At 64.6% G+C, this 26,696-nt stretch carries 23 protein-coding genes; 8 read left to right on the top strand and 15 right to left on the bottom strand.

Annotated elements, in window-relative coordinates:
* Positions 1-154: 154 nt before the first annotated feature.
* From RMO95_RS03895 to RMO95_RS03845, 11 genes are all read right to left on the bottom strand, one after another.
* Positions 155-928, bottom strand: a complete 774-nt coding sequence (locus RMO95_RS03895) for an IclR family transcriptional regulator (RefSeq protein WP_310449282.1) — start codon at positions 926-928, stop codon at positions 155-157.
* Positions 929-1,129: 201 nt separating this feature from the next.
* Positions 1,130-1,798 carry a CBS domain-containing protein gene (locus RMO95_RS03890; protein WP_310449281.1) on the bottom strand — a complete coding sequence of 223 codons (669 nt, stop codon included), beginning with the start codon at positions 1,796-1,798 and terminating at the stop codon, positions 1,130-1,132.
* A gap of 18 nt (positions 1,799-1,816) precedes the next feature.
* Positions 1,817-3,127, bottom strand: a complete 1,311-nt coding sequence (locus RMO95_RS03885) for a TRAP transporter large permease subunit (RefSeq protein ID WP_310449280.1) — start codon at positions 3,125-3,127, stop codon at positions 1,817-1,819.
* Entirely contained in the window at positions 3,124-3,690 is a 567-nt protein-coding gene (locus RMO95_RS03880; protein ID WP_310449279.1) for a TRAP transporter small permease subunit, read from the bottom strand. Before RMO95_RS03880 ends, RMO95_RS03885 begins: the two co-directional genes overlap by 4 nt.
* Before the next feature lie 85 nt (positions 3,691-3,775).
* A complete protein-coding gene (locus RMO95_RS03875) occupies positions 3,776-4,858 on the bottom strand; it encodes a TRAP transporter substrate-binding protein (protein WP_310449278.1) in 1,083 nt (360 codons plus the stop codon).
* A gap of 119 nt (positions 4,859-4,977) precedes the next feature.
* Positions 4,978-6,576 carry a choline dehydrogenase gene (locus RMO95_RS03870; RefSeq protein WP_310449277.1) on the bottom strand — a complete coding sequence of 533 codons (1,599 nt, stop codon included), beginning with the start codon at positions 6,574-6,576 and terminating at the stop codon, positions 4,978-4,980.
* 277 nt (positions 6,577-6,853) lie between these two features.
* Positions 6,854-8,389: an AMP-binding protein gene (locus RMO95_RS03865; protein ID WP_310449276.1), complete on the bottom strand. Its 1,536-nt coding sequence runs from the start codon at positions 8,387-8,389 to the stop codon at positions 6,854-6,856.
* Positions 8,390-8,426: 37 nt separating this feature from the next.
* Entirely contained in the window at positions 8,427-9,818 is a 1,392-nt protein-coding gene (gene sauS / locus RMO95_RS03860) for an acylating sulfoacetaldehyde dehydrogenase (protein WP_310449275.1), read from the bottom strand.
* A gap of 21 nt (positions 9,819-9,839) precedes the next feature.
* Complete coding sequence (locus RMO95_RS03855; RefSeq protein ID WP_310449274.1) at positions 9,840-11,348, bottom strand: tripartite tricarboxylate transporter permease; 1,509 nt, start codon at positions 11,346-11,348, stop codon at positions 9,840-9,842.
* Positions 11,348-11,899, bottom strand: a complete 552-nt coding sequence (locus RMO95_RS03850; RefSeq protein ID WP_310449273.1) for a tripartite tricarboxylate transporter TctB family protein — start codon at positions 11,897-11,899, stop codon at positions 11,348-11,350. The genes RMO95_RS03855 and RMO95_RS03850 overlap by 1 nt, the downstream gene beginning before the upstream one ends.
* Positions 11,900-11,932: 33 nt before the next feature.
* Positions 11,933-12,892 (bottom strand): tripartite tricarboxylate transporter substrate binding protein, encoded by a 960-nt coding sequence (locus RMO95_RS03845; RefSeq protein ID WP_310449272.1) that lies wholly within the window; start codon positions 12,890-12,892, stop codon positions 11,933-11,935.
* Between the two features lie 232 nt (positions 12,893-13,124).
* Between RMO95_RS03845 and RMO95_RS03840 the strand changes: the two genes are divergently transcribed.
* Entirely contained in the window at positions 13,125-13,898 is a 774-nt protein-coding gene (locus RMO95_RS03840) for an IclR family transcriptional regulator (RefSeq protein WP_310449271.1), read from the top strand.
* A gap of 11 nt (positions 13,899-13,909) precedes the next feature.
* On the opposite strand, the gene RMO95_RS03835 is transcribed toward RMO95_RS03840, so the two are convergent.
* Genes RMO95_RS03835 through RMO95_RS03825 form a run of 3 tightly spaced genes read right to left on the bottom strand, consistent with a single transcriptional unit; the run spans position 13,910 to position 17,405 of the window.
* Entirely contained in the window at positions 13,910-15,601 is a 1,692-nt protein-coding gene (locus tag RMO95_RS03835) for a cobaltochelatase CobT-related protein (RefSeq protein ID WP_310449270.1), read from the bottom strand.
* A complete protein-coding gene (locus RMO95_RS03830) occupies positions 15,598-16,578 on the bottom strand; it encodes an AAA family ATPase (protein ID WP_310449269.1) in 981 nt (326 codons plus the stop codon). The genes RMO95_RS03835 and RMO95_RS03830 overlap by 4 nt, the downstream gene beginning before the upstream one ends.
* Positions 16,575-17,405: an IclR family transcriptional regulator gene (locus tag RMO95_RS03825; protein WP_310449268.1), complete on the bottom strand. Its 831-nt coding sequence runs from the start codon at positions 17,403-17,405 to the stop codon at positions 16,575-16,577. The genes RMO95_RS03830 and RMO95_RS03825 overlap by 4 nt, the downstream gene beginning before the upstream one ends.
* A 177-nt stretch (positions 17,406-17,582) precedes the next feature.
* Between RMO95_RS03825 and xsc the strand changes: the two genes are divergently transcribed.
* The 3 genes from xsc (at position 17,583) to RMO95_RS03810 (ending at position 21,392) form a co-directional block, all read left to right on the top strand.
* Positions 17,583-19,394, top strand: coding sequence for a sulfoacetaldehyde acetyltransferase (xsc, locus tag RMO95_RS03820; protein ID WP_310449267.1), 1,812 nt, complete (start codon positions 17,583-17,585; stop codon positions 19,392-19,394).
* Positions 19,395-19,582: 188 nt separating this feature from the next.
* On the top strand, positions 19,583-20,632 hold the full coding sequence (gene pta / locus RMO95_RS03815; protein WP_310449266.1) for a phosphate acetyltransferase: 1,050 nt from the start codon (positions 19,583-19,585) through the stop codon (positions 20,630-20,632).
* 28 nt (positions 20,633-20,660) lie between these two features.
* On the top strand, positions 20,661-21,392 hold the full coding sequence (locus tag RMO95_RS03810; RefSeq protein WP_310449265.1) for a sulfite exporter TauE/SafE family protein: 732 nt from the start codon (positions 20,661-20,663) through the stop codon (positions 21,390-21,392).
* On the opposite strand, the gene RMO95_RS03805 is transcribed toward RMO95_RS03810, so the two are convergent.
* A complete protein-coding gene (locus RMO95_RS03805; protein ID WP_310449264.1) occupies positions 21,387-22,256 on the bottom strand; it encodes a lysophospholipid acyltransferase family protein in 870 nt (289 codons plus the stop codon). The two genes, RMO95_RS03810 and RMO95_RS03805, sit on opposite strands and share 6 nt — an antisense overlap.
* An 80-nt stretch (positions 22,257-22,336) precedes the next feature.
* On the opposite strand from RMO95_RS03805, the gene RMO95_RS03800 reads away from it, so the two are divergent.
* From RMO95_RS03800 to metK, 4 genes are all read left to right on the top strand, one after another.
* The gene (locus RMO95_RS03800) at positions 22,337-23,314 is read left to right on the top strand and encodes a Gfo/Idh/MocA family oxidoreductase (RefSeq protein ID WP_310449263.1); all 978 of its coding nucleotides are present in this window, start codon (positions 22,337-22,339) and stop codon (positions 23,312-23,314) included.
* A gap of 21 nt (positions 23,315-23,335) precedes the next feature.
* Positions 23,336-24,430 (top strand): DegT/DnrJ/EryC1/StrS family aminotransferase, encoded by a 1,095-nt coding sequence (locus tag RMO95_RS03795; RefSeq protein WP_310449262.1) that lies wholly within the window; start codon positions 23,336-23,338, stop codon positions 24,428-24,430.
* Positions 24,427-25,200, top strand: coding sequence for an acyl-ACP--UDP-N-acetylglucosamine O-acyltransferase (gene lpxA, locus RMO95_RS03790; protein WP_310449261.1), 774 nt, complete (start codon positions 24,427-24,429; stop codon positions 25,198-25,200). Before RMO95_RS03795 ends, lpxA begins: the two co-directional genes overlap by 4 nt.
* 304 nt (positions 25,201-25,504) lie before the next feature.
* Entirely contained in the window at positions 25,505-26,671 is a 1,167-nt protein-coding gene (gene metK / locus RMO95_RS03785; RefSeq protein ID WP_310449260.1) for a methionine adenosyltransferase, read from the top strand.
* Positions 26,672-26,696 lie beyond the last annotated feature (25 nt).

The raw sequence follows: 26,696 nt of genomic DNA, 5'->3' as shown, positions 1-26,696 counted from the left end.
AAACCGGCCGGGACTGACCGAGCAAAAGGGCAACAGGCGTCATGCGCAAACATCGGAACTTCCATTCGGCGGCAAACCCGGATTATCCCGCGAGTCTGCTGCGTGGCGATTGGAAGATCAACAGATTTGGACGTTCAGTCCTTGCCGCGCACGGTCAGTATTTTGCCGGGCACAGGATTCGCTGCATGGCATTGGCCGCCGTGCGCAACTCCGGAACGCAGTTCAGCAGTTCATCCAGCGAGCGGCGTGCCGTCGGCGCGTGACAGGCAACCGCCGCCACCAGCTTGCCGTCCTCGCCTCGCACCGGCACTGCCACGGCGACCATGCCCAGGACGAACTCCTCGTTGTCTATGCCCACCCCGCGGCGGGCGATTCGATCCAGTTCCGCGTCAAGTTCACGGCGCTCGGTGATGGTGCGCGGCGAATGTCGCGGCAGCGGCATCTGGTCCAGGATGCCGCGCCTTTCCAGCAGCGGCATCGACGCGAGAAACAGCTTGCCGCTGGCCGTGCAATGCATCGGCACCCAGATGCCGGGCTGCAGATGCATGCGCAGCGGCGCCGTCGTGTCTATGCGTTCCACATAGAGTACGCGGCCGGCATCCGGTACGGTCAGGTTGCAGGTTTCGCCGAGCGAGCGGACCAGGTTGCGCAGAACCGCCCGGCAGTCGCGCCGGATGTTGGAGCCGCGCAGCATCCGCAGGGCCAGGGTGGTCGAGCGGGTTCCCGGCACATAGCCGCGTTCGGCCGGCATGTGCAGCAGATAGCCCTGCGCTTCCATCGCCCGCAAAAGCCGCATCAGGGTGCTTTTCGGCACCCGCATCATGCTTGCCAGCTGCGCCAGGGTCAGCGGCTGCGACGCTTCGCTCAGGTGTTCGAGGACGGTCAGCGGCCGCAGGCGCCGGATGTCCTCGCTCGTTTCCTCATCCACGCCTTCCTGCGACTCATCCGCACCGGACTCGACCCATGCCGCCGTGTGATATTGACCCGTCAGGGCCTTGCTTCGCTTGATGTCCCGTCTCCTCGGTGGATTTTTCCCCGTTACCCGATCCTTGCCGGCGGGTGGTGACGCCGAAGTCTATCCCAGCACAGCGTTTCGCCTTGCGCAGGGATTTCGGCGCCACCCGCGTGGTCAGCGTTTCCGGACCAGGTGGTTTTCCAGCCGCAGCACGCCGACCGTGGCTTCCGCCGCGGCGCGTGCCGCCTCGATCTGCAGCTCCGAGTCCACCACGCCCCAAAGCTCCACCGCGCCGTCGGTGACCGTGACATTGACCAGGTGCATCGGCAGGTCGGCTTCGCTCAGCGCCTTCAGCAACAAGCTGCGCAGGGCCGAGTCCTCGATGCGGACATCGCTGGGCTTTTGCCACGTCGCCACGCCGCGCAGCAGATTGGCGCGACTGACGATGCCGACGAGTTTGCCGTGCTCCATCACCGGCACGCGCTTGATGTGGAATTTTTCGAGCATGGCGGCGATTTCGGTGAGCGGGGTATCAGGCTCGACGGTAATCACGTCGCGGGTCATCACATCGCGCGCACGCCGGCCGAATTCCCGCAAGTAGCGCTCCGACGATTCCTCCGGAGTTGCCAGCAGGCGCAACCACCATGACGGACGGCGGCGCGTTTCCGCCTCGGCGCGGTGCAGCAGGTCGCCTTCGCTGACGATGCCGACCAGGTTGCCGTCCTGGGCGATCACGGGAACTGCGCTGATGTGGGCATCGAGCAGAGTGCGGGCGATCTCCCCCACATCCGTATCGGGTGTCACGGTGAGGATCGCCGTTGTCATGACGTCTTTGGCTAGCATGTTGGAGTCTCTCCGGTTCTAATTGCGGGTGACCAGCCAGGTTGCCAATTGCGGAAATGCCAGCACCAGGCCGACTCCCACGAGTTGCAGGACCATGAACTGGACCATGCCGGCGTAGATATCCTTGAGTTCCCATTGCGGCACCACGCCCTTGAGGAAATAGGCGGACAGCGCCACCGGCGGTGAAAGCCAGGCGGTCTGCAGCGTCATCGCGACCAGGGTGCAGAACCAGATCAGGTCGATGTTCAGCGCCTGGACGATGGGCAGCACGATGGGCACCACGATGAGCACGATGGGCACCCATTCCAGCGGCCAGCCGAGGATGAAGATCAGGCCCAGGATCACGATCAGCATCAGCGTCGGCGGCAGGGCCAGGCTGGTCAGCAGGCTGGCCAGATACTCGGCGCTGCCCAGGCGCGAGAACACCGCGCCGAACAGGTTCGATGCGGTGACCAGCATCAGGATCATGCTCGATACCTCGAGCGTCTGGTAGGCCGAGCGGCGTATCTTCGCCATTGTCATGCGCCGGGAGAGCAGCGTCAGGATGAACACGGCGGCGCAGCCCACCGCGCCGGCGTCGGTCGGCGTCGCGATGCCCATCAGGATCACGCCCAGCGTGGCGATGATCACCACGATCACCGGCACGACGCCGATCACCAGGTCGCGCACCACCGCTGCCATCGAGCTGGCGCGCATTTCCGGCGGCAGCGCGGGGCCGAGCGCCGGATTGAGCCAGCAGCGCACCAGGCACCACATGGTGAAGATGGTGGACAGCAGCAGGCCCGGGATCACCGCCGCGGCGAACAGGTCCGTCGCCGGCACCCCGACCACCGGCCCCATGACGATCAGCATCACCGAGGGCGGGATCAGTATGCCCAGCGTGCCGCCGGCGGCGATCGCCCCGGCGCTGAGCCTGGTGTCGTAGCCGCTCTTGATCATCGCCGGCCCGGCCATGACGCCGAGCAGGGTCACCGCCGAGCCGACGATGCCCGTGGCCGCCGCGAAAATCGTCGCCGTGATCAGCACCGCCAGGTAAAGCGAGCCGCGCAGCCCGGCCAGCAACTGCTGTATGCCAGTGAACATGCGCTCCATCAGGCCGGACTGTTCGAGCAGGAAGCCCATGAACAGAAAGAAGGGAATCGAGGCCAGCACGGTGTCCTTCATCACCGAGAAGGTCTGCAGCACCGCGAGATCGAACACCATCGGCCCATACGCGATGAAGCCGGCGCCGAGCGCCACGGCGCCCAGCGTGAAGGCGATCGGAAAGCCGATGAAAATGATGCCGAACAGGGCCACCAGGGCCAGCAGCCCGAAAATTTCGTTGCTCATGTCGCCTCCCTGCCGAGGCCGGTCTGTCCGGCGCCTTCCGGCCAGCGTCCGCTTATCGCGGCATCGAGGCTCTTGCAGAATTCTGAGACGCCCTGGATCGCCAGCAGCAATCCGGTCAGGGGCATGGCCATCTTGAAGGGCCAGGTGATCGGCATCCAGGGACTGCTGACGAAGCGTTCGCCGGTCATGAATGCCTTGAGAAAGTAACTCCAGCCGAACCACAGGAATATCGCGGCGAAGGGCATGAACATCACGATATAGCAAACCGCATCGACGATGCCCTGGGTGCGCGGCGACCAACCGCCGTAGAGCGAATCGGTGCGGATGTGCCCTTTGCGCTGCAGCGTATAGGCCGATCCCAGCATGAAGAAGGCGCCATAGAGCATGAAGGTCATGTCGTAGGCCCACAGCGTCGGCGAATCGAAGACGTAGCGCGCCACGACTTCATAGACCAGCGACAGCACCATCGGGATGATCAGCCATGCGGTGAGCTTTCCGGTCCAGATGGCGATCGGATCGAGCGCGTGCGCGATGCGCAGCAGTTTTGAGGGATGTCCGGTCATGAGTCCTGTATCCAAGCGTATTCCAGCAGGTTGAATGCGGTGCACGGCTTCCGCCGCGCACCGCCATGATCGCGCTTGGCGGCGACTATTTGTGGGCGACTGCTTCGGCGCCGAGACCGTAATACAGGCCGTTGATCTTGGTCCAGTAAGGCACCACGACCTTGGCATAGGCGCGTTGCGATTCCAGAACTTCCTTGAACAAGGGATTGCGCGCCGCCTCGCGGTCATACACGATGTTGGTTGCCTTGAGGAAGGCGGCGAAGAACTCCTTCGGCGTGTCATGCACGATGACCTTGTGATCCTTCTGCAGCTTCTCCAGCGCCTTCGCGTTGCGATCCACATTGAAGGCGTAGGTTTCGGTGATAGTCGCCATCACGGCGCCCTCGACCACCGCCTTCAGGTCCGCCGGCAGCTTGTTCCAGACCGTCTTGTTGATCAGTATCTCGCCGATGTCCGACGACTGATGCAGACCCTGCAGGTAGTAATGCTTGAACACGTTATGGAAGCCGAGAATCATGTCGTCCGCCGGACCGATCCATTCGGCCGCGTCGATCACGCCGCGCTGTGCGGCCGGAACGATCTCGCCGCCCGGCATGGCCACCGCGGTGATGCCCATTTCCTTGAAAACCTCGCCCGTCAATCCGGGAGGCGAGCGGTATTTCATTTTCTTCATGTCGGCGATCGAGTTGATCGGCGTCTTGAACCAGCCGAAGGGATCGGGACCCATCGGTTGCATCATGAAGGGCTTGATGTTCATCTTCAGGCCCTGTTCGTAGAGCTTTTCGTAGAGGGCATTGCCGCCGCCCTGCGACAGCCAGGCCATGTGCGAGATCTGGTCCATGCCGGTGCCGGAGCCCGCGGCCGGATTCGAGAACAGGGCCGCCGCACTGTTCTTGCCCGACCAGTAGTGCGTCCAGGCGAAGCCGCCGTCGACCACGCCCTTGTCCACCGCGTCGAGGATCTCGAAGGCGTTGACCACTGCGCCGTCGGGCAGGATCTCCATCTTGATGCGGCCGTTGGACATCTTGTCCACGCGTTCGCCGAAGCGTTTCATCAAGTCGAAGTAGATGCTCGCGGTCGGAACCGCCGTCTGGATTTTCATCCGCGTCACTTGCTGCGCCTGTGCCATGCCGCCGGCGGTGACCAGCATTGCCGCGACGGCACCCATCAAGAATTTCCGTATCAAAGTCGCCATCATTGCCTCCTCCGTTATTTTAAAAACCGGACTCCGGAATCCGTCGGATCACAAGGAGTCCACCATTGCCTCATGGGCAATTCCAAAATTCTTCACTTGCCGGCATCCTGGCGAATCATGTCGGCGGCCTTCTCGGCAATCATTATTGTTGGCGCGTTGGTGTTGCCGGAGACGATCTCCGGCATGATCGACGCATCGACCACGCGCAATCCGGAAATGCCGCGCACCCTGAGCCGCTCATCGACCACCGCCAAGGAGTCGGTGCCCATCTTGCAGGTGCCCACCGGGTGATAGATCGTCTGGCTGTAGCGCCTTGCCGCGTCGAGCAGTTGCGCGTCGGTCTGGAATTGCGCCCCCGGTACGAATTCGGAAACAATATGGGGAGCCAGCGCAGGCGCTTGCGCGATGCGGCGGGCCATTCTGATGCCGCCTATGACCACCGGATAATCCCGTTGATCCGACAGGTAATTCGGATGGATCGTCGGGTACTTCAGGGCATCGGCCGACTTGATTTCGATGCGTCCGCGGCTGAACGGGCGCAGTTGACAGACCGACGACGTAAAGGCGGAAAAGCGATGCGCCCCTTCACCGGGCTTGTCCGCGCTCAGTGGCTGCATGTGGAACTGGATGTCCGGCCGGGTCACATTGGGGCCGGAGCGCGTGAAGATCGCGACCTGACTCGCGGCCAGCGTAAGCGGGCCGGTCCGCGACAGGATGTACTGCATGCCGATCCACAGTTTGTTCAGCGGACTATTGACCTCGTCGTTCAGCGTGCGCTCGCGGGTCTTGAACACCAGCCTGACCTGAAGGTGATCCTGGAGGTTTTCTCCCACCCCGGGCAAGTCGAGCACCACCGGCACGCCCACCCGCTGCAGCAGTCCGGCGGAGCCGATCCCTGAACACTGCAAAATCTGTGGCGAACCGATCGCACCGGCCGACAGGATCACTTCAGCTCTGGCCGTGGCCTGTCGCCTATGGTCGCCCTGCATGAATTCGACACCGACGGCACGCCTGCCCTCGAACAGCACGCGCGTGGTCTGGGCGCGGGTTTCAAGCTGCAGATTCGGGCGTCGACGCGCGGGCTTGAGGAAGCCTTTTGCCGTGCTCCAGCGCAGCCCCTTGTGTGCCGTCTGCTGGAAATAGCTGACGCCTTCCTGTTCCGCCCCGTTCGGATCCTCGTTGAAGGGAATGCCGATTTCCTGGGCCGCCCTGACGAAGTGGTCGGCGATCGGGCGATTCAGGCGAAGATCCGAAACCTTCTGCGGCCCGCCGACTCCGTGATACTCGTTGGCCCCGCGCTGCTGGTCTTCCGACTTCCGGAAATAGGGCAGCACATCGTCGTAACGCCAGCCCGGGTTGCCCAAATCCGCCCAGTGATCGTAGTCGGCCCGCTGGCCGCGAATGTACAACAAACCGTTGAGGGAACTGGAACCGCCCAGCACCTTGCCGCGCGGCCATTGGAGCTGGCGATTGGCGATGCCCGGATCCGGTTCGGTCAGATAGCACCAGTCCAGCTTCGGGTCATGCATGGTCTTGAAGTAACCGACCGGAATGTGAATCCAGGGATTCCAGTCGTCGCCGCCGGCCTCGAGCAGCAGGACGCTTTTCAGGGGATCCTCCGATAACCGATTGGCCAGGACACAGCCCGCCGATCCGGCGCCGACTACGATGTAGTCGAAAACTAAGGACATCCCCGCTTCCTCCCTGCCGTACGTTTCTACGGCGCCGCATCAGTGTAAATATGAAACGATACGTTTCAATATTGCATGCGCGAACTATCGTTAAAAACCGTCTCCGCTGGCAAGACAAATCGATAGGGAAGCCGACAAATGAAACGAAATCGGAATCTGTGACGTCAAAACGCAATGCACAATGCGTTTCGACTTGCGATGCGGCGCATTGAAAACTTGAGGCTTGGCCCGCTTTGAAGGATGTGGGCTGCCCAAGGCGCGCCACCGGCAATTTCGGTTAGGGACTGTCTCTTTGCGTCGTCGCAGCAAGGAGCTCAAGCAGCTTCAGCCTTTGCACCTTGCCCGACGGGCCCTTCGGCAGCTCCTGCACGAAGCGGAATTGGCGCGGCGTCTTGTAATTGCCCAGCGCAGCCTCGCAGTAGCTGCGCAATTCCGCCTCGGAGCAGGTCTGGTCCGGCTTGAGCACCACGCAGGCCATGATCTCCTGGCCGTAGTTGTCGTCGGGAATGCCTACGGCGGCGGCTTCGAGCAGGGCCGGGTGCCTGAGCAGGGCCTCGTCGATCTCGCGCGGTGCGATGTTCTCGCCACCCTTTATGATCAGTTCCTTGAGGCGGCCGGTGACGAAGACAAAGCCGTCCTCGTCGAGATAGCCGAGGTCTCCGGTATGCAGCCAGCCATCCGCGGTGATGCTCTTCGCGGTTTCCTCGGGATTCTTGTAATAGCACTGCATGACATTGTCGCCGCGGATCATGATCTCGCCGGTCTGGCACGGCGCCAGGGTCTTGCCCGTGGCATCGATGATTTTCGCGGCGTTGCCGTAGGCCTGGCCCGGGCTGCCGATCTTGCGTCGCGTTGGGTCGAGCGGGTTGGTGAAACAGGGCGCTGCGGTTTCGGTCAGGCCCATGGTCTCGATGATGCCGATGCCGAACTTGTCCTCGAAGGCCCGGTGGTGGCTGGGCGCCAACGGCGCCGAGGCCGAGCGGCAGAAGCGCACCGCGGAGGTGTCGAGTCCCTTGTCCTTCGGCGTCGCGCCGTTGAGCAGGTAGACGATGATGGTCGGCACCACGTTGATCCAGGTGCAGCGCTGTGCGGCGACAGTCTCCCAGAAGGTTGAGGCACTGAAGCGCTGCGGCAGCACCAGGCTGCCGCCATGCACCAGAGGCGCGGTGGCGGTGACGATCTGCGCGTTGATGTGGTACAGCGGCAGCACGGCCATGACGCGATCCGCCTCGGTCAGTTGATGCGCGCGGGAAACATATTCGCCGCCGGCAATCACCGCGCGGTGGCTCAGCACCACGCCTTTCGGCTTGCCCGTGGTACCCGAGGTGTACATCAGCAATGCCGCGGAATCCTCCGTGAGCGGCGGCAGGCCAGCCTCGGTTTCTGCGCCCTCGATGAATTCCTCGACATCCGGATGGCAGACCACCACTTCGATCGAACGCGGGACGGCAGTCAGCGCTTCGTTCAGGCGTCCGAGCTGGTCGGGCGAGACGAAGACCAGCTTGGCGTCGCAGTGCTCGAGCACGTAGGCCAGCTGGCTGGCCTGTGCCAGGAGGTTGATCGGCGTGACGCAGAATCCGCCATACATGACGCCGACGAACAGGCGGCAGGTCTGGTACCCGTTCGGCATCAGCAGGGCGACTTTGTCGCCGGGCTCGATGCCGCGCGCAATGAGGCTGTGCGCAAGGCGGCGCGAGGCGCTTTGCAGCGCGCCGAAACTCATGCTGCGCCCGCTTTCGGGAGCGATCAGGTAGGTCGCCTCGGGACGCTCGGCCGCCTGGTGATCCACATGGTCGCGGATGGTTCTTTGCATGGCCGCAGGCTCTCGGTCGGGATTGGGGAAAGTATGCCTAGGCACCATGCCGCCGCAGGTAGTCGCCGAAGATTTCCTCGTCGCTCGGCATGCGCGGCGCAATCTTGCGCGCTATGCGCGTGGTGTTCATGTACTGCCGGTAAGTCATGTTGTCGGAGAAGTTGTTGCCGCCCCAGGTGCCGCAACCCATCGACAGCGAAAACGGCAGGCCGTTGTCGAAGGCGCCGCCGGTGGCGAAACAGTGCGCCTGGTTCACGATGACGCGGCTGACCGGCAGTTCCAGGCCGAGGCGCAGGATGTGCGCGTCGTCGTCGGTGTGGATGCCGACCGAGTGGCCGGCGCCCTGGAAGGCATAGATGTCGCCGACCAGGCGGCAGGCATCGTCGAAGTCGCGCGCCCGATAGACGGTCAGCACCGGCGACAGCTTTTCGCCGGAAAACGGATAGGCCGGACCGGTTCCGGTTTCTTCGACCATCAGGAAGCGGGCGTGCCTGAATCGCTCGTCCGTCAGTCCCGCCAGTTCGGCAAGCCTGGCCGCCGCCTGCGCGGTGACCGCGCTCGACAGCTTGCCTTGCGGCCACATTGCCGCCTGCAGCCGGGCTTTCTCGTCGCTGTTCAGCACGATGCCGCCGACGGCCTGAAGTGCGGCGACCGCCTGCGCATATACCTGATCGAGAACGATGACGCTGTTCTCCGACGAACAACTGGTCGCGTTGTCGAAGGTTTTCGAGGCGGCGATTGCGGCAGCGGCCGCATCGAGATCGGCGCCGACATCGACGATCGCGGCGACATTGCCGGCGCCGACGCCGAAGGCCGGCGTGCCGCAGGTCGCGGCGGCGCGGATGTTGTTCTGCGATCCCGTGGCCACCACCAGGTCGGCCTGCTTCATCAGCGCCTGGGTGGCTTCCTTGGTCACCGGCGCCGGCAGGTGCTGGACCAGGTCGAGCGGCAAGCCGAGCTTCTGCAGTTCGGCGTGGATGTAGCCGACCAGCGCGGCGCAGGTGGATAGCCCCTTGGGCGACGGAGCGACGATCACCGCGTTGCGGCACTTGAGGGCGTTGATGATCTTGTTGGCGGGTGTCGCCCCGGGGTTGGTGGAGGGCGTGATGGCGACCACGACGCCGACCGGGCGCGCGATTTCGACCAGGCCGAGTTCCGGGTATTCGGCGATCACGCCTACCGTCCTGACGCCCTTGAGGTCGCGCAGCAGGCCGAGGGTCTTGCGGTAGTTCTTCTGAATCTTGTCCTCGACGTTGCCCAGCCCGGTGTCGCGTACCGCCATTTCCGCCAGCGTGCGATTGCGCCCCGGCTCCATGATGGCCCAGCCGACGGCAAGCACGGCCTCATCGACCTGCTCCTGGCTGCACTGTTCGAATTGGCGCTGCGCCGCGCGCGCCGCGTTTATCAGGGGGGTGACGATCTTGTCCATGCCGATGCGGCCTCGCTGCCGCTATGTTCCGTTGCGCCGGGTTCGTTCGCGCAGTTGTCGTTGAATCGGATACACCAGTGCAATTACTGCCAGCACCATGACGGTGGCGCTGATTGGCCGTCCCATCAGTACCGTCCAGTCGTTGCCGTGGCTGACCATCATGGTCATGAAAGAGCTTTCGGCCAGCGGCCCGAGAATGACGCCGAGCACCATCGGTGCAATGGGGAAATCGAACTTCTCGAACAGGTAACCGAGGATGCCGAAGCCCATGATGACGTAGAGATCGGACAGGTTGTTGCGCGCGGCGAAGGCACCGATGAAGCAGAACAGCACGACAAACGCGGAGACCACCGCCTCGGGCAGTTCGAGCACCTTGACTAGGGGCTTGATGGCGAAGTAGCCGATGATGCACATGCCGATGACGCCAAGGAAAATCGAGGCGAACACGGCATAGACGAAAGGCCCCGAGGTGACGAAGACCTGCGGTCCAGGCTGCATGCCGTGCAGCAGGAAGGCCCCGAGGATGATGGCGGTGGCGCCGCTGCCGGGGATGCCCATGGTCAAGAGCGGGATCATCGCGCCGCCGACCGACGAGGTCGCTGCCGTCTGCGGCGCGACGATGCCTTCGGCGATGCCGCTGCCGAGTTCCTTGCCGCGCTTGCCGTACTGGCCTTCGGCGCCGTAGGCGACGAAGGAGGCGACGGTGGCGCCGGCACCCGGGATGATGCCGACCACGATGCCGACCAGCGAACTGCGCAGGAAGGTCATCTTGAGCCTGAGCATCTCGGCCAGCGTCGGGAATTCGGTGCTGATGCGGCGATCCGTATCGGCCGTCGTGCCGTCGCCGGCAAAGCCTTTTTCCATGCGGGTGAACACCTCGCCGAGGCCGTAGGCGCCGACCATCACCAGCAGGTACTCGATGCCATCCTGGAGGAAGGACACGCCGAAGGCGAAACGCTCGGCGCCGTAAATCGAATCGACGCCGACGGTGGCGATCAGCAGGCCGAGCATCAGGCTGATGGCGGCATTGGTGATCGAGCCGCCGCCGAGCGATACCACGCTGGCGAGGCCGAAGATGATGATGGCGAAGTACTCGGGCGACGAAAATGTCAGGGCGAACTTGGCTACCGGCCCCGATGCCAGCACCATGACCAGGGTCGTGATCAGGCCGCCGCCCAGCGCGGCGAACAGGGTCCAGCCCAGGGCCTTGGCCGGCTGGCCCTGGCGTGCCATGGTGTAGCCGTCCCACAGCAGGGGTACGTCGATCGGCTCGCCCGGAATGCGGAACAGGATCGCGGTGAAGGCGCCACCGTAGGTTCCGGAGACATACATGGCCGTCAGCAGGATGATCGCCGGCAGCAATTCCATGGTGTAGGTGAAAGGCAGCGCCAGAACCACGCCCATCACCAGAGTCAGGCCGGGCAGCACGGCGACCAGCATGCCCAGCACCAGGCCGATGCACAGCACCAGCAGGTTGGCCGGCTGCAGCACCTGCAGGAAACCGTTGCCGAGGTGGATCAGGGCATCCATCAATGTACTCCCATGGTTGCCAGCAGCCAGAGCGAAACCGCCGAGAAAGGCTCGACCCCGAGCGGCAAGGACACGTAAACCACTTTCATGAAAATGAACATCAACCCCAGCGCACCGAGCACGCTGGCGATGGCAATGACGCCCCAGCGCCGATAGCGCCCGATGACCATGAACAGCGCCAGGTAGGCGATCGTGGCGAGGAAGAAACCGAGCTTGTCGATGGTGACGACATAAATGATGGTCAGCACGATGCCGCTGACGAGCAGCAGCGGGTAGCTGCGCAGCTTCTCCTCGCCTGCGTTTGCCCCGCTGTCCTTCATGAGTTTTTCGAGCAGGCCGGCCGCAGTGAAGGTCTCGCCGATCAGCAGGTTCTTGATGATTTCATAGACGCAGACCAGGCCCAGCAGCACCAGGATGGACTTGGGCCAGAAATCCGGCCCGATCCGGCCCGGGGCCGCCGGAAACTCGATGCGGCCCGCCACCTGGTAGAGATATATCGCGGCCAACTGCACCACGAGGTAGGGCGCAGCGCGCAGCAAGCGGTTCAGCATGGCTATTCCCGTTCCGGTTCGATTTGGGCCGTCTTACTTCTTGGGGCTGAATTTCAGCATGGTGTCGACCTCGCCGGCGATGAAGGTCTGCGCCTCGGAAGCCGGCAGGAAGCTGTCCTTGCGCGCCAGCGACTCCTTGAGGAAGGCCGCGTACTCGGGCGACTTCACGGCGCGGGCGATGGCGTCGGCCACCAGCTTGACGCGCTGCGGGTCGGTACCGGCTTTCATCACCAGCGAGCGGAACTGCGGCAGGTAGATTTCGAGGCCGGCTTCCTTGGACGAGACGACATCCGGGAACTCTTCCATGCGCTCCTCGCCGAAGACGATCAGCGGCCGCATCTGCTTGCTGGTGAGGAAGCTGTGGATGTCGCCGGCCTGCTCGAACAGCAGGTCGGCGTGTCCGCCAAGAATCGAGCTGTAGCGCTCGCCGGGACTGGCGAAGGGTACGCCGATCACCTTGATGCCTTTGCCGGCGAGGAAGTTCATCGTGATGTCGTCGGCGCTGCCGAAGCCGAGAATCGCCACCTTGAGCGTGCCGGGCTTGGCCTTGGCTTCGGCGACCACGTCGTTCCAGGTCTTGAAGCGGCTGTCGGCCTTGACGAAGAGCCCGGACGGCTGGCGGATGGCAATAGCCAACGGCGTGACGTCGGCCAGCTTCCAGCGCGCACCGCCCGCGACCAGCGTCGCGGCGGTGTCGCCGATCAGGATGGCCATCGAATAGCCATCGGCCTGTCCGCTGAGCAGCTTGGTCATGCCGGTATTGCCGGTGGCGCCCGGAACATTGATCACCGGGAACGAGGTTTTGAGGTCGGCTTCGAGCAGCTTGCCCAGCTTGCGCGCCAATTGATCGGCGCCGCCGCCCGGTCCCCAGGGCACGATGAATTCGATTGGGCGCTGCGGGTATTTTTCCTGGCCGATGGCGCCGGTGACAGCAAACAGCGCTGCCAGGAAAAACAGTACTTCGCGGAACAGTTTCGGGGTCGTGAGTTGCATGGTGGTCTCCTCCTGACGTTGTTCTGGGTCTGTGTTGCGCGGTGGCCTTCTGGTGGGCTGGTAAACGAAACAACGTGTTTCGTTTTTTTGAAATATACGCGACCTTAACCAAAATTTCCAACTAAATTTCGCATTAACGAAAATATTTATTCCATTTTTTGATATTTATGATTCATGCGGCCTGCCGCGCTTATATACTGATGCCATCGCAATCCTGTGGAGTCGAGCTTCAATGACCGAAGCCAGCAACGTGTCGGCGGCAGCCTTGAGGGCCTTTGCCATCATGGAAATCGTGGTGAAGTCGGAACGTCCGGTGGCGCTGTCCGAAATCGTCGAGCAGTCCGGCCTGCCGCCTGCAACGGCTTTCCGCATCCTCTCGATGCTCGAAGCCGCCGGCCTGATGCAGCGCGAACCGACCGGCAAGAGCTATGGCGTCGGACATCGCCTGGCGCGTTTCGGCCTCGACGTCATGACCAACAACTCGGTCCGTGCCGAACGTCGCGTGATCCTGCGCCGCCTGGTCGATGAGATCGGCGAAACCTGCAACCTGGCGATGTTCGGCGGCGACGAGATCATCTACATCGATCGCATCGAAACCGATTGGTCGCTCAAGGCCAACCTCAAGCCGGGGTCGCGCGTGCCGCTGCATTGCACCTCGAGCGGCAAGCTGTTCCTCAGCCAGATGCCCAGGGCCAAGCGGCGCCGGATCCTGGAGTCCCTGAGTTTCAAGCGCTACACCGACAACACCATCACCGACGCCGCGACCATCGAGGCTCAGCTGGAAAGCATCGCGATCACCAAGGTGGGCCTGAACAACGAGGAACTCCAGGCCGGGGTGGTCGGGATCGCCGTGCCGGTCATGGATGCGAAAGGCCGCATGATCGCCAGCGTGGCCCTGCAGGCACCGGTCGCGCGGCTCTCGATCGGCCGCGCGCTGGAGTTCGTGCCCAGCCTGCAACGCGCCGCGGCGGACATGGCGAGCACCTTCGAACCCGCTGAGTCCTGACCCGGAGCCTGCTAGCGCTTGCGCAGCAGGCCGGCGATGTCGAAGAACAGCTGGTTGTCGAGACCCTGCGCAAAGTTGGCGCTGGCGACACGGCGATAAAACGGACTGAGGTCGAGCCCGACGCCGAAGCCGAGGATCTGAACCTTACCCTGGCGTTCGCGCCGCGCTACGACCTCCTTCAGATGGTTGTCGAGGTAGAAAGCGTCGTTGGCCAGGGCCGTGGCGCTGTCCATCGGGCAGCCGTCGGAAATCACCAGCAGGATGCGCCGTTCGGCCGTGCGCGCCAGCAGGCGGTCGCAGGCCCAGTCCACCGCCTCGCCGTCGATGCCCTCGCGGAACAGGTCGGCCTTGAGCAGCGCCGCGATGTTGGCACGCGAGCGCCGCCAGTTGCGCCCGGCATTCTTGAACACCAGGTGGCAAACCTCGTTGAGCCGCCCCGGCTGCGGCGGTCGGCCCTGGGCCTGCCATTCCTTCCAGGCACGGCCGCCGTTCCACGCGCCCGTAGTGAAGCCCAGCACCTCGCTGTCGACGCCGGCCATGTCCAGCGCGCGCACCAGGATGTCGACCAGGGTTGCCAGGGTTTCGGCCAGACCGCTCATCGAGCCGGAGCAGTCGATCAGGATGCCGACCGCGCTGGTGGCCCGCGGCCGCAAATGCTCCTGGCGGAACAGGCGGCGCTCGGCCGGCGAGCTGACGAGTTGCGCCAGGCGCCGACCGTCGATGCGCCCGTCCTCCTCATCGAAGCGCCAGCCGTCGCGCTCGGGCGTGGTCAGCACGGCGGCGAACACCCGCGCCAGGCGCGAGAGGTTGATGCCCTGGCGTGCCACGCGCGCATCGAGGCGCCGGCGGTATTCGACCAGCAGCGCCTTGCGCACCAGCCCGGCCGCATTCACTTCGACGTCGAAGCGCGTGGTGAACACGCGATAGCCTGATTCGCTTTCCTTGAACGCCTTGCTCTCGCCCGAGCTTGTGGCGGCGAAGGCTTCGGTTTCTTCCCGCTCGAAATCCAGCAGCAGGGCGAAGCTGCGCTTTGCAGCCTCCTTTGCTGCATCTCTTTCGTCGCTGCTATCTTCGTCTTCGGCGCGCACGCGCTCGCCGACGATGCGGGCGATGGCCAGCGCATGCAGGGCGAACGCTGCCTGGTCGTGGCGCGACCGGCGCAGTCCGGCCAGCGGCGTGCCGATCACCGCCGCAATGCCGGCGCGCGTGGTCTCGATCAAGTCCTCTTCCAGTACCGGCAGGGCATTGAGGCGCGACCAGCAGATCTGCGTCACGGTGTAGAGCAGGATGCCGAGACTGCTGTCGGTCAGTCCCGATGCGTGGAAGGCGCGCGACCAGGCTTCGAAGCGCAGGCGCAGGTTGCCGGCCATGCCCGGCATGGCCGTCGGCACCAGGGTCTCGACGCGCAACTGTTCGAGCAGTTCGAAGATCAGCCGCTCGACCGGGTCGGACGGGCAATGGCCGCGGTGCAGGTCGGCATCGCTGTGCAGCAGGCGCAGCGCCATGCCGTCGGCGGCGGCGCGGCAGGCAGCGAAATCGTCAGCGGTGGCGTTGGTTTGCAGATGCGGCGCATAGGCCGGAATCACACGCGAGCCGCGTTGCAGGCGATGCCCGGCGTAATGCAGTTCGCTGTCGCCGGTCAGGGCGCGCAGCGTGGCGGCGCAGAGTTCCTCAATCTGTTGCGCCTGCCGAACAGCGCTCATTCCCGATGCGTCGAGCGCATCCAGGATTCGTCGAGTTCGGCTCCGAAGCAGCGCTGGTAGTACTCGGCGACGATGGGTCGCTCGGCATCGTCGCACTTGTTGAGAAAGGAAAGCCGGAAGGCCAGCGCCGGGTCGCGGAAGATTTCGCAGTTCTCCGCCCAGCTGATCACGGTGCGCGGCGACATCAGCGTGGACAGGTCGCCGACGGCGAAGCCCTTGCGCGTCAGGTCCGCCACCGCGACCATCGAGCCGACCAGTTGCCGGCCGCGTTCGTTGTCCTTGCCCGGCACGCGCGCCAGCACGATCGCGACCTCTTCGGCGTGCGGCAAGTAGTTGAGTGTGGCGACGATGTTCCAGCGATCGATCTGGGCGTGGTTGAGCATCTGCGTGCCGTGGTAGAGGCCGGAGAGGTTGCCCAGCCCGACCGTGTTCGAGGTGGCGAACAGGCGGAACGCAGGATGCGGCTTGATCACGCGGTTCTGGTCGAGCAGGGTGAACTTGCCGTCGCGTTCGAGGATGCGCTGGATCACGAACATCACGTCGGGGCGGCCGGCGTCGTATTCGTCGAAGATCAGCGCCACCGGCCGCTGCAGCGCCCAGGGCACGATGCCTTCCTGGAAGGCGGTGACCTGCAGGCCGTCCTTGAGTACGATGGCATCCTTGCCGACCAGGTCGAGGCGGCTGATGTGGCCGTCGAGATTGATGCGCACGCAGGGCCAGTTGAGCCGCGCCGCGACCTGCTCGATGTGGGTCGATTTGCCGGTGCCGTGCATACCCTGCAACATCACCCGGCGATCGTTGGCGAAGCCGGCGAGGATGGCCAGCGTCACCTCGGGGTTGAAGCGGTACACCGTGTCGATTTCCGGCACGTGGTCGTCGCGCTCGCCGAAGGCCGGCACCCTCAGGTCGACATCGATGCCGAAGGTCTCGCGCACCGAGACCTCGCGGTCGGGACCACCGGCAAGGTTTTCCGTCACGCGCTGGCCCGGCCGCCGGCTGAGGGCATCGCCGCGGCGTCGATCGCGGCGATGGCTTCCGCGGCGCGGCGTAGCGGCGGCAACAGTTCGCCGAGCCGGTCGTGCGACAGGCGCATCACCGGGGCCTGGATCGCGATGCCGGTATTCGAGCGGCCGCCGTCGGCGGCCGGCACCAGCATGGCGACGCAGAACAGGCCCGGCAGAAACTCCTCGTCGTCGCAGGCATGGCCGTCCTGCTTCACGCGCCGGATTTCGGCTTCCAGCAGGGTGGGGTCGGTGATGGTGCGCGGCGTGTAGCGCTCCAACGGCACCTGTTCGAGCAGGCGCTTGCGCTGGCTTGCGCTCATCTGCGCCAGGAACAGCTTGCCGCTGGCCGAACAGTGGGCGGGCACGCGCGATCCCGGATGGAGGTAGAAGCGCAGCGGCGCGACGGTCTCGACGCGGTCGAGATAGAGCACTTCGCTGCCCGACAGCGCGGTGATGTTGCAGCTTTCGCCGACTTCCTCGACCAGCTTGCGCAGCACCGCGTGGCGCGCGCCATGTACGGTGTTGTTGAGCAGCAGGTTCTCGGCCAGCCGGCGCAGGCGCAGGCCGGTGCTGTAGTGGCGGCCGTCGCTTTCCCGCTGCAGCATGCCGGCGGCTTCGAGCTGCTGCAGCATGCGATGCACGGTCGGCTTGGGCAGGCCGGTTTCGTCGACCAGGCCCTGCAGGTTGAAGAACTGGTCGCGGCCGGCGATGACTTCGAGCAGGGCGAACAGGCGCAAGGCCGGGGTGTCGCCGTCGATGCGCAGCGGTTCCGGCTGGGGAGTCGATCTTGGTTCATTCATGGTCCACGCATCATAGCGAATTTGATTTATCGGTACAAGATGTTTCATTTTTTATTGACTTTCGCTTTTTTAGCCTCTAAAGTCGGGTCTGATTTTGAATATCGGAACATTTGGTATCGATTCGGTATCGATTCGGTACCGATTTATCGATTCCCCATCGAGGAGAGCAAGCAGATCATGAGCAAGCCAGACCCGCGTACGGTGCCCGAAGGCCCGACCCGCATGACCCCGTCCGAAGCCTTCGTCGAAACCATGGTCGCCAACGGCGTGACCGACATGTTCGGCATCATGGGTTCGGCCTTCATGGACGCCATGGACATCTTCGCCCCGGCCGGCATCCGCCTGATCCCGGTGGTGCATGAGCAGGGCGCCGGCCACATGGCCGACGGCTATTCGCGCGTTTCCGGCCGCCACGGCGTCTGTATCGGCCAGAACGGCCCCGGCATCAGCAACTGCGTGACGGCCATCGCCGCCGCCTACTGGGCGCACAGCCCGGTGGTGCTCGTGACGCCGGAAACCGGCACCATGGGCATGGGCCTGGGCGGCTTCCAGGAGGCCAACCAGTTGCCGATGTTCGAGGAATTCACCAAGTACCAGGGCCATGTGAATAATCCCAAGCGCATGGCCGAATACACCGGCCGCTGCTTCGACCGTGCCATGAGCGAAATGGGCCCGACCCAGCTCAACATCCCGCGCGACTATTTCTACGGCGACATCACCTGCGAGATTCCCCAGCCCTTCCGCCTCGATCGCGGCCCGGGCGGCGAGAAGAGCCTCAACGAAGCGGCCGAACTGCTGGCGCAGGCCAAATTCCCGGTGATCATTTCCGGCGGCGGCGTGGTCATGGCCGACGGCGTCGAGGAATGCAAGGCGCTGGCCGAGCGCCTCGGCGCGCCGGTGGTGAACAGCTACCTGCACAACGACTCCTTCCCCGCCAGCCATCCGCTGTGGTGCGGCCCGCTGGGCTACCAGGGCTCGAAGGCGGCGATGAAGCTGATGGCGCAGGCCGACGTGGTGGTCGCGCTCGGTTCGCGCCTCGGCCCCTTCGGCACCTTGCCGCAGCACGGCATGGACTATTGGCCGACCAAGGCCAAGATCATCCAGATCGACGCCGACAACAAGATGCTCGGCCTGGTCAAGAAGATTTCCGTCGGCATCTGCGGCGACGCCAAGGCGGCGGCCATCGCGCTGACGCAGCGCCTGAGCGGACGTACGCTGGCCTGCGACGCCAGCAAGGCCGGGCGCGCGGCGACGATCGCGGTCGAGAAGGCCGCGTGGGAGAAGGAACTCGACGAATGGACCCACGAGCACGATCCCTTCAGTCTCGACATGATCGACGAGAACGGCAAGGAGAAGCCCTTCAGCGGCGGCAGCTACCTGCACCCGCGCCAGGTGCTGCGCGAACTCGAAAAGGCCATGCCGGCGGACGTCATGGTGTCCACCGACATCGGCAACATCAACTCGGTCGCCAACAGCTACCTGCGCTTCGAGAAGCCACGCAGCTTCTTCGCCGCGATGAGCTTCGGCAACTGCGGCTACGCCTTCCCGACCATCATCGGCGCCAAGGTCGCGGCGCCGCATCGCCCGGCGATCTCGTATGCCGGCGACGGCGCCTGGGGCATGAGCCTGATGGAAACCATGACCTGCGTGCGCCACGACATTCCGGTCACCGCTGTGGTCTTCCACAACCGCCAGTGGGGCGCGGAAAAGAAGAACCAGGTCGATTTCTACAACCGCCGCTTCGTCGCCGGCGAACTCGACAACCAGTCCTTCGCCGGCATCGCCCGCGCGATGGGCGCCGAGGGCATCACGGTGGACAAGCTGGAGGACGTCGGCCCGGCACTGAAAAAGGCCATCGACCTGCAGATGAACCAGGGCAAGACCTGCATCATCGAGATCATGTGCACCCGGGAACTCGGCGATCCCTTCCGTCGCGACGCCCTATCCAAACCGGTGCGCCACCTCGAAAAATACAAGGACTACGTCTGAGGCGAGGCCGGGCCATGGAGATCACCGCCCTGCGGCGGTGATCTCGCGTCGATGCCGGCAAGGACCGTCGATGTTCTCCGCTCACCCTCTTTCTCCTCCGGGTTGAGCTTTTTTCGGAACCATGCTGACCGGATCGTGGTTCCGCTCTTTTTTGCACTCGTCACCGAGCTGCGCGAGGATTTAGACCGATGAAAGCGCTCCACCGGATCATAGATCGAGCCCGAGAAGCCCCGGTTCGCATCGCCATGTCCGAAGCTGAAGATCCTCGCATTCTCGAGGCGTCGGTTCGCGCGACACGGCAAGGCATTGCCCGCATCATATTGGTGGGCGACCGCGCGCGCATCGCGGAAGCCGCCCGCAGGCAAGGACTGGAACTCGCCGGCATCGACTTTCACGATCCGGCGGAGGCCCCAAACCAGCGGGAACTGGCACAGGCCCTGTACGAACTGCGGCGCCACAAGGGTTTGTCCATGGCACAGGCCGAGTCGAGCGCAAGGGACCCCCTCGTCTGCGCCAACCTGCTGGTTCGCCAGGGGCTCGCCGAAGGCACCGTCTCCGGCGCGGTCCGTACCTCGGCCGATGTCGTGCGCACGGCAATCCAGGTAATCGGCGTAAACCCCGACATCAAGCTGGTGTCGAGCTTCTTCCTGATGATGTTGTGCGAACCCTTCCACTCGCTGAAGGGAGGACTGATCTTTTCCGATTGCGGCCTCGTGGTCGATCCCAACGCCGAAGAGCTTTCCGAAATCGCCCTGGCGGCTGTCGATAGTGCGAGCAGCCTCCTGATGGAAGAACCCCGGGTGGCCATGCTTTCGTTCTCCACGGACGGGAGCGCGAAACACGCCGCCGTGGATAAGGTGGTCGCCGCCACGAATCGCGTCAAGGCCCGGCGGCCCGGTCTATGCATCGATGGCGACGTTCAGCTCGACGCCGCGATCGTTGCCCACATCGCGAGTCGCAAACTGCCGGAATCGCGGGTGAAGGGTCGCGCCAACGTGCTGATCTTCCCAAACCTCGAAGCGGGAAACATCGGCTACAAACTGGCGGAGCGCATCGGTGGCGCCGTCGCCATCGGGCCGCTGCTGCAGGGGCTGGCCAAGCCGGCCAACGACCTCTCGCGGGGTTGCAGCAGCGAGGACGTGTTTCATGTGATCGCGGTTACCGTGGTGCAGGCGGGCGAGCCGCCTTCTTCGCTCCCGAGCTCGCCGGCATCCGGGCGCGCGACCTGCGCCGAATAGCGGCCTTGCCGTAAGGCAGCCGACCGCCATGGATCCAGTCATTGTTCAGGTTATCGTGGTCGCGACGCTGGCCGGGTTCATCCAGGGCCTGTCGGGATTCGCCTTTGCCCTGGTCGCCACCTCGCTGCTGGCCTGGATCGTCGAGCCGCAGGTGCTGGCCCCCACCGTAGTCATCACCTCACTGCTGGGGCAGATCACCTCGCTGTCGAGTGTCGGGACCAGGCTCAGGGCCGAGCATGCGACGCCCTTTCTGATCGGCGGCGTGCTTGGCGTTCCGGTCGGCGTACTGCTGCTGCCGCTGCTCGACGCAACCGCGTTTCGCGCCAGCATCGGCATCGTCCTCATCGTCTATTGCAGTGTCATGCTGGGAATCAAGGAACTGCCGGTATTCCGCCGTGGCAACAAACGCGCCGACGGCGGAGTCGGGCTGCTGGCCGGAATTCTGGGTGGCGCAACCGGAATTCCCGGGCCACCGGTCATCCTCTGGTGCGCCCTGCGCGGCTGGGACAAGGAAACCCAGCGCGCAACCTCCCAGTCATTCTTCATCGGCATCCAGGTCCTGATCGTCGGCTTCTACCTCGCCACGGGACTGGTCAACGCGCGCAGCCTGCAACTGGTTCTGGCCGCGGCCCTGCCGATCATCATTTCCGCCTGGCTGGGATCGCGAATCTTCCGGCGATTCACGAATCATGATTTTCAGAGGCTGATTTTCGGCCTGCTGCTGATATCCGGAATCGCGCTTGTGTCGAGCGGCCTATGAGTGCGCGTCGGCTTCGGGTGGCGGCTCGGCGCCGGCCGGCACCTTGTAGCGGTTGTAGCCCCACAGATATTGAGCGGGACACTGGCGGATCAGCGTCTCCAGCTCGCGGTTGAGCTGCGTCGCGCGTTGCGCCAGGTCGCCGGCCAGCGGCGCCGACAGCGCAAACAGTTTGAGGTGGAAGCCGGCACCGTAATGCAGGCGTTCGCCATAGGCCAGCAGTACCGTGGCGCCGCCGGGTACGGATTGCGCCAGGCGCGCCGCCAGCGTCATGGTGTAGGCAGGGCGGCCGAAGAAGGGCAGCCAGGCGCCTTCGCCGTTGCCGGGCACCTGGTCGGGCAGCATGCCGACGGCCTCACCGCTTTTCAGCGCCTTCAGCAGGCGCCGCACGCCGGACAGGTCGGCGGGCGCCAGCTTGAGGTTGGCGCCGCGCCCCTCCTCGATCAGCGGCGCCAGCCAGTCCTGCTTGGGCCGGCGGTAAAGCACGGTCATCGGCTTCCTTGCCGCGTAGTACTGCGCGGCGATCTCGAAGCAGCCCAGGTGCGGCGTCAGGAACAGGATGCCGCGTCCCTGGCGCCAGGCGTCTTCGACCAGTTCCCAGCCGGAAACCCTGACCACGCGCCCGACCACTTCCTGCTGCGGCCGCAGCCAGATTTTCGGCAGTTCCAGCAGCGCCTTGCCGGCCTCGGCAATCGCCGCCGTCTTCGCCTGCGTCAGGCCGGCCTGTTCGATGTGCCGCAAAAAATTGCGCCGGTAGGTGGCCGACAGGAGCCACGCCAGCCAGCCGGCGAGCGCGCCGAGGTTGTGCAGCAGCGGCAGCGGCAAACGGGCCAGCGCCTTGAATACAACGGGGAACAGGGAGGGCATCGAAGAATGGGAAGGTGCCAAAGCAAGTAGAATTATCGCCTACTGTCCGCCCCTCAAACCACCCCTCCGATTTCCCCGTCATGACCAAGAAACTGCGTGCTGCCGTAATCGGCGTCGGCTACCTGGGCCGCTTCCATGCCCAAAAATATGCCGCGCTCAGTGCTGCGCACCGCGGCGTGGAACTGGTCGGCGTGGTCGATGCCCATGCCGAAACCGCGCAGCGCGTGGCGAAAGAGCTGGGCGTCGCGGCCTTCACCGAGTACCGCGAGCTGCTCGCCGGCGGAAAGATCGACCTGGTCTCGGTCGCCAGCACCACCGAAACCCATCATGCCGTGGCGCGCGATTGCCTCGCCGCCGGCGTCCATGTCCTCGCGGAAAAGCCGATCACCGTGACCGTGGCGCAGGCCGACGAACTGATCGCGCTGGCCGACGCGAAACATCTGGTGCTGCAGGTCGGGCATCTCGAACGCTTCAATCCGGCCTGGCTCGCGGTGAAGGACCAGATCAAGCGGCCGGTGTTCATCGAGGCCCACCGCATGGCGCCGTTCAAGGCGCGCGGCATCGACGTTTCGGTGGTGCTCGACTTGATGATCCACGATCTCGACCTGATCCTGCCGCTGGTCGTCAGCCCGGTCGCGGACCTGCGCGCCTCGGGCGTCTCGGTGCTGACCGACGGCATCGACATCGCCAACGCGCGCATCGAATTCGCCAACGGCTGCGTCGCCAACCTGACCGCCAGCCGCACTTCGACCGCATCCTTGCGCCGCCTGCGCGTATTTCAGCACCACGAATACATTTCCGTCGATTTCGGCGACCGCCGCATCGGCATTTCGCGGCGCCGCGAAGCCCTGGTGGAAGGCGAGGAACCAATCGACACCGAGACCTTCCAGCAAGCCCCCGGCGATGCGCTGATGACCGAGATCGAAGCCTTCGTCGCCGCGGTGACGAACGGTACTGCGCCGGTGGTCAGCGGCCGCGAGGGCCGCGACGCGCTGGCCATCGCGCTGGAGATCGACCGCATGATCGCCGCGCGCCAGAATTCACTTTCCCGAAGCTAACGCTTTCTTGAAGCCATAACCATGAACATCCCGATGCTTGACCTCAAGGCCGAGTACGCCTTGCTGAAGGACGAAATCGAACCCGCCGTGTGCGAGGCGCTGGCCGCCTGCCAGTACATCGGCGGCCCCAACGTCAAGGCCTTCGAGGCCGAAGCCGCCGCCTATGCCGGCGTCAAGCACGCGATCTCCTGCGCCTCGGGCACCGACGCGCTGCTGATCGCGCTGCGCGCGATCGGCCTGGGACCCGGCGACGAGGTCATCACGACGCCCTTCACCTTCGTCGCCACCGCCTCGACCATTGTCATGTGCGGCGCCAGGCCGGTCTTCGTCGATATCGATCCGCGTACCTTCAGCCTCGACCTGAACCAGGTCGAGGCCGCGATCACGCCCGCTACCCGCGCTATCCTGCCGGTGCATATCTTCGGCCAGCCGGTGCAGTTGGCGCCGCTCAAGGCCCTGTGCGCAAAGCACGGCCTGAAACTCATCGAGGATGCCGCGCAGTCCTTCGGCGCCGACTATGCCGGACGCAAGTCGGGTGCCTATGGCGACATCGGCTGCACGTCCTTCTATCCCTCGAAGAATCTCTCGGCTTTCGGCGACGGCGGCCTGATGATCACCGACGACGACAAGCTCGCGGCGGAAATGCGCGTGCTGGCCAGCCACGGTTCGCGCGTGCGCTACCACCATCATGTGCTGGGCTACAACTCGCGCCTGGACGAAATCCAGGCCGTGATCCTGCGCGTCAAGCTCAAGCGCCTCGACCATTTCAACGAGCGCCGTATCGCCATCGCCAACTCTTACAACGAGCAGCTCGCGGGACTGGTCGAGACGCCGTACGCCGACGGCCATGGCCGGCATGTCTATCACCAGTACACGATACTGTCCGACCGCCGCGACGTGATTCAGAAAGTGCTGAGCGATTCCGGCATCGCCTGCGCCGTGTATTACCCGGTGCCGCTGCATCGGCAGGAGATGTTCGCCGCCAGCCACGGCGACGTGAAGTTGCCGGTCACCGAGCGCACGGCGCAGCGCTGCCTCTCGCTGCCGATCTCGCCGATGCTGAAGGACGAGCAGATCAGGCGCATCGCCGGCGCGATCCGCCAGGCCCTGGCATGACTATTCACGCCAGCGCGGTTGTCGCTTCCGACGCCAAGCTCGGCGCCGGCGTGCGCATCGGCCCCTTCGCCGTGATCGAGGAGGACGTGGTGCTCGGCGATGCCTGCGAAGTCGCCGCGCATGCCGTGATCAAGCGCCATACGCGCATCGGCGCGCGCAGCCGCATCGCCGAGCACGCCGTGATCGGCGGCGATCCGCAGGACTTCAAGTTCAAGGCGGACTGCGTCTCCTACACCGAGATCGGCGAGGACAACTGGTTGCGCGAGGGCGTCACGGTGCATCGCGGCTCACGCGACGGCGGCGTCACTCGCCTGGGCAACGGCTGCTTCCTGATGGCCTACAGCCACGTCGCGCACGACTGCGTGGTCGGCAACAATGTGGTGATGGCCAATACCGCCGGCATCGCCGGCGAAGTCGTGGTGCACGACCGCGCCTTCATCTCGGCGGCCGTCACGGTGCACCAGTTCTGCCGCATCGGCAGGAACGCGATGATCGGGCTGTCGGCCAAGGTGGTGCAGGACGCGCTGCCCTTCTGCATCACCGACGGCAACCCGGGCCGCGCCCGCGGCCTCAATCTGGTCGGCCTCAAGCGCAACGGTTTCGGCAAGGACGAGATAGCCGCACTGAAGGGGGCCTACCGGATGCTGTATGCGCGCGTGCCGCTGGAACAGGCGTTGGCCGAAATGCGCAGCATGGGCAGCGCCGCCGTGGCCGAAGTCGCCGACTTCATCGCCGGCTCGAAGCGCGGCTTCGCCCACCCCACCCGCTAAGCAATGTGGGGCAGACTTCGGTCTGCCGCGGCCGCTGACCGATGATCGACACCTCGCGCCGGGCGCGGCAGGGGATAGCCCACCGTGGCGCAAGGTCATTCATTTCGTCCGGATTGACGCCCACCGCGGTCCGGACCTACAATGCGCGCTGTTCCGCCGAGTTAAAAAGACAACTTGCGAGGCGGAGAAGACCCCCGGGGAAAAGCGGCGGTCGGAAAACAAATATCGCTAAAGCGTCGCCTGCTCTCGCCCCATAGCTGGCCTCGCCAATTGTGGGGCGTTTCAGTTTCTGGAGCAGGACACTATGGCAAACGAGTACTTCTTCACCTCGGAATCGGTTTCCGAAGGCCACCCGGACAAGGTTTCCGACCAGATTTCCGATGCCATCCTCGACGCCATCCTGGCGCAGGATCCGCATTCCCGCGTTGCCGCCGAAACCCTGTGCAACACCGGTCTGGTGGTGCTGGCCGGCGAGATCACCACCAGCGCCAATGTCGATTACATCAATGTTGCGCGCAATGTGCTGAAGCGCATCGGCTACGACAACACCGAATACGGCATCGACTACAAGGGCTGCGCCGTGCTGGTGGCCTACGACAAGCAGAGCCCGGACATCGCCCAGGGCGTGAACAAGGCCTACGACGACAACCTGAACCAGGGCGCCGGCGACCAGGGCCTGATGTTCGGCTACGCCTGCGACGAAACCCCGGTGCTGATGCCGCTGCCGATCTACCTCTCGCACCGCCTGGTCGAGCGCCAGGCCATGCTGCGCCGCGACGGCCGCCTGCCCTGGCTGCGCCCCGACGCCAAGTCGCAGGTAACGATCCGCTACCAGGACGGCAAGGCGCATTCGATCGACACCGTGGTGATCTCCACCCAGCATGCCCCCGACATCGAGCTGGAGCAGATCCGCGAAGCCGTGATCGAGGAAATCATCAAGCCCATCCTGCCCAAGGAGCTCATCAAGGGCGAGATCAAGTACCTGGTGAACCCCACCGGACGCTTCGTCGTCGGCGGACCGCAGGGCGACTGCGGCTTGACCGGGCGCAAGATCATCGTCGATACCTACGGCGGCGCGGCGCCTCACGGCGGCGGCGCCTTTTCCGGCAAGGACCCGTCGAAAGTCGACCGCTCCGCTGCCTATGCCGGCCGTTATGTAGCGAAGAACATCGTTGCCGCCGGGCTGGCCAGCAAGTGCCTGGTGCAGATCTCCTACGCCATCGGCGTCGCCGAGCCGACCTCGGTCTGGGTCACCACGCAGGGCACCGGCAAGGTCGCCGACGCGACCATCGCCGAACTGGTGAAGAAGCATTTCGACCTGCGGCCGAAGGGCATCGTGCAGATGCTCGACCTGCTGCGCCCGATCTACGAAAAGACCGCCGCCTACGGCCACTTCGGCCGCGACGAGCCGGAATTCACCTGGGAAGCCACCGATAAGGCAGCGGCGCTGCGGGACGACGCCGGTCTCTAAGCCCTTTTGTCGAGCATGGGAAATG

The organism is Sulfuritalea sp. (genome assembly GCF_031426875.1).
Taxonomy (GTDB): domain Bacteria; phylum Pseudomonadota; class Gammaproteobacteria; order Burkholderiales; family Rhodocyclaceae; genus Sulfuritalea.
Note: the sequence above shows the minus strand (reverse complement) of the source record. Positions and strands in the feature narration are given on the sequence as shown.

Bases quoted from the DNA above. Each gene is read 5' to 3' on its own strand.
- RMO95_RS03805 (WP_310449264.1), bottom strand. From the start codon at position 22,256: ATGCCCTCCCTGTTCCCCGTTGTATTCAAGGCGCTGGCCCGTTTGCCG.
- xsc (WP_310449267.1), top strand. From the start codon at position 17,583: ATGAGCAAGCCAGACCCGCGTACGGTGCCCGAAGGCCCGACCCGCATG.
- RMO95_RS03810 (WP_310449265.1), top strand. From the start codon at position 20,661: ATGGATCCAGTCATTGTTCAGGTTATCGTGGTCGCGACGCTGGCCGGG.
- RMO95_RS03885 (WP_310449280.1), bottom strand. From the start codon at position 3,127: ATGAGCAACGAAATTTTCGGGCTGCTGGCCCTGGTGGCCCTGTTCGGC.
- RMO95_RS03880 (WP_310449279.1), bottom strand. From the start codon at position 3,690: ATGACCGGACATCCCTCAAAACTGCTGCGCATCGCGCACGCGCTCGAT.
- RMO95_RS03840 (WP_310449271.1), top strand. From the start codon at position 13,125: ATGACCGAAGCCAGCAACGTGTCGGCGGCAGCCTTGAGGGCCTTTGCC.
- RMO95_RS03800 (WP_310449263.1), top strand. From the start codon at position 22,337: ATGACCAAGAAACTGCGTGCTGCCGTAATCGGCGTCGGCTACCTGGGC.
- lpxA (WP_310449261.1), top strand. From the start codon at position 24,427: ATGACTATTCACGCCAGCGCGGTTGTCGCTTCCGACGCCAAGCTCGGC.
- sauS (WP_310449275.1), bottom strand. From the start codon at position 9,818: ATGGACAAGATCGTCACCCCCCTGATAAACGCGGCGCGCGCGGCGCAG.
- RMO95_RS03875 (WP_310449278.1), bottom strand. From the start codon at position 4,858: ATGGGTGCCGTCGCGGCAATGCTGGTCACCGCCGGCGGCATGGCACAG.
- RMO95_RS03825 (WP_310449268.1), bottom strand. From the start codon at position 17,405: ATGAATGAACCAAGATCGACTCCCCAGCCGGAACCGCTGCGCATCGAC.
- RMO95_RS03845 (WP_310449272.1), bottom strand. From the start codon at position 12,892: ATGCAACTCACGACCCCGAAACTGTTCCGCGAAGTACTGTTTTTCCTG.
- RMO95_RS03890 (WP_310449281.1), bottom strand. From the start codon at position 1,798: ATGCTAGCCAAAGACGTCATGACAACGGCGATCCTCACCGTGACACCC.
- RMO95_RS03795 (WP_310449262.1), top strand. From the start codon at position 23,336: ATGAACATCCCGATGCTTGACCTCAAGGCCGAGTACGCCTTGCTGAAG.
- RMO95_RS03855 (WP_310449274.1), bottom strand. From the start codon at position 11,348: ATGGATGCCCTGATCCACCTCGGCAACGGTTTCCTGCAGGTGCTGCAG.
- metK (WP_310449260.1), top strand. From the start codon at position 25,505: ATGGCAAACGAGTACTTCTTCACCTCGGAATCGGTTTCCGAAGGCCAC.
- pta (WP_310449266.1), top strand. From the start codon at position 19,583: ATGAAAGCGCTCCACCGGATCATAGATCGAGCCCGAGAAGCCCCGGTT.
- RMO95_RS03865 (WP_310449276.1), bottom strand. From the start codon at position 8,389: ATGCAAAGAACCATCCGCGACCATGTGGATCACCAGGCGGCCGAGCGT.
- RMO95_RS03835 (WP_310449270.1), bottom strand. From the start codon at position 15,601: ATGAGCGCTGTTCGGCAGGCGCAACAGATTGAGGAACTCTGCGCCGCC.
- RMO95_RS03850 (WP_310449273.1), bottom strand. From the start codon at position 11,899: ATGCTGAACCGCTTGCTGCGCGCTGCGCCCTACCTCGTGGTGCAGTTG.
- RMO95_RS03870 (WP_310449277.1), bottom strand. From the start codon at position 6,576: ATGTCCTTAGTTTTCGACTACATCGTAGTCGGCGCCGGATCGGCGGGC.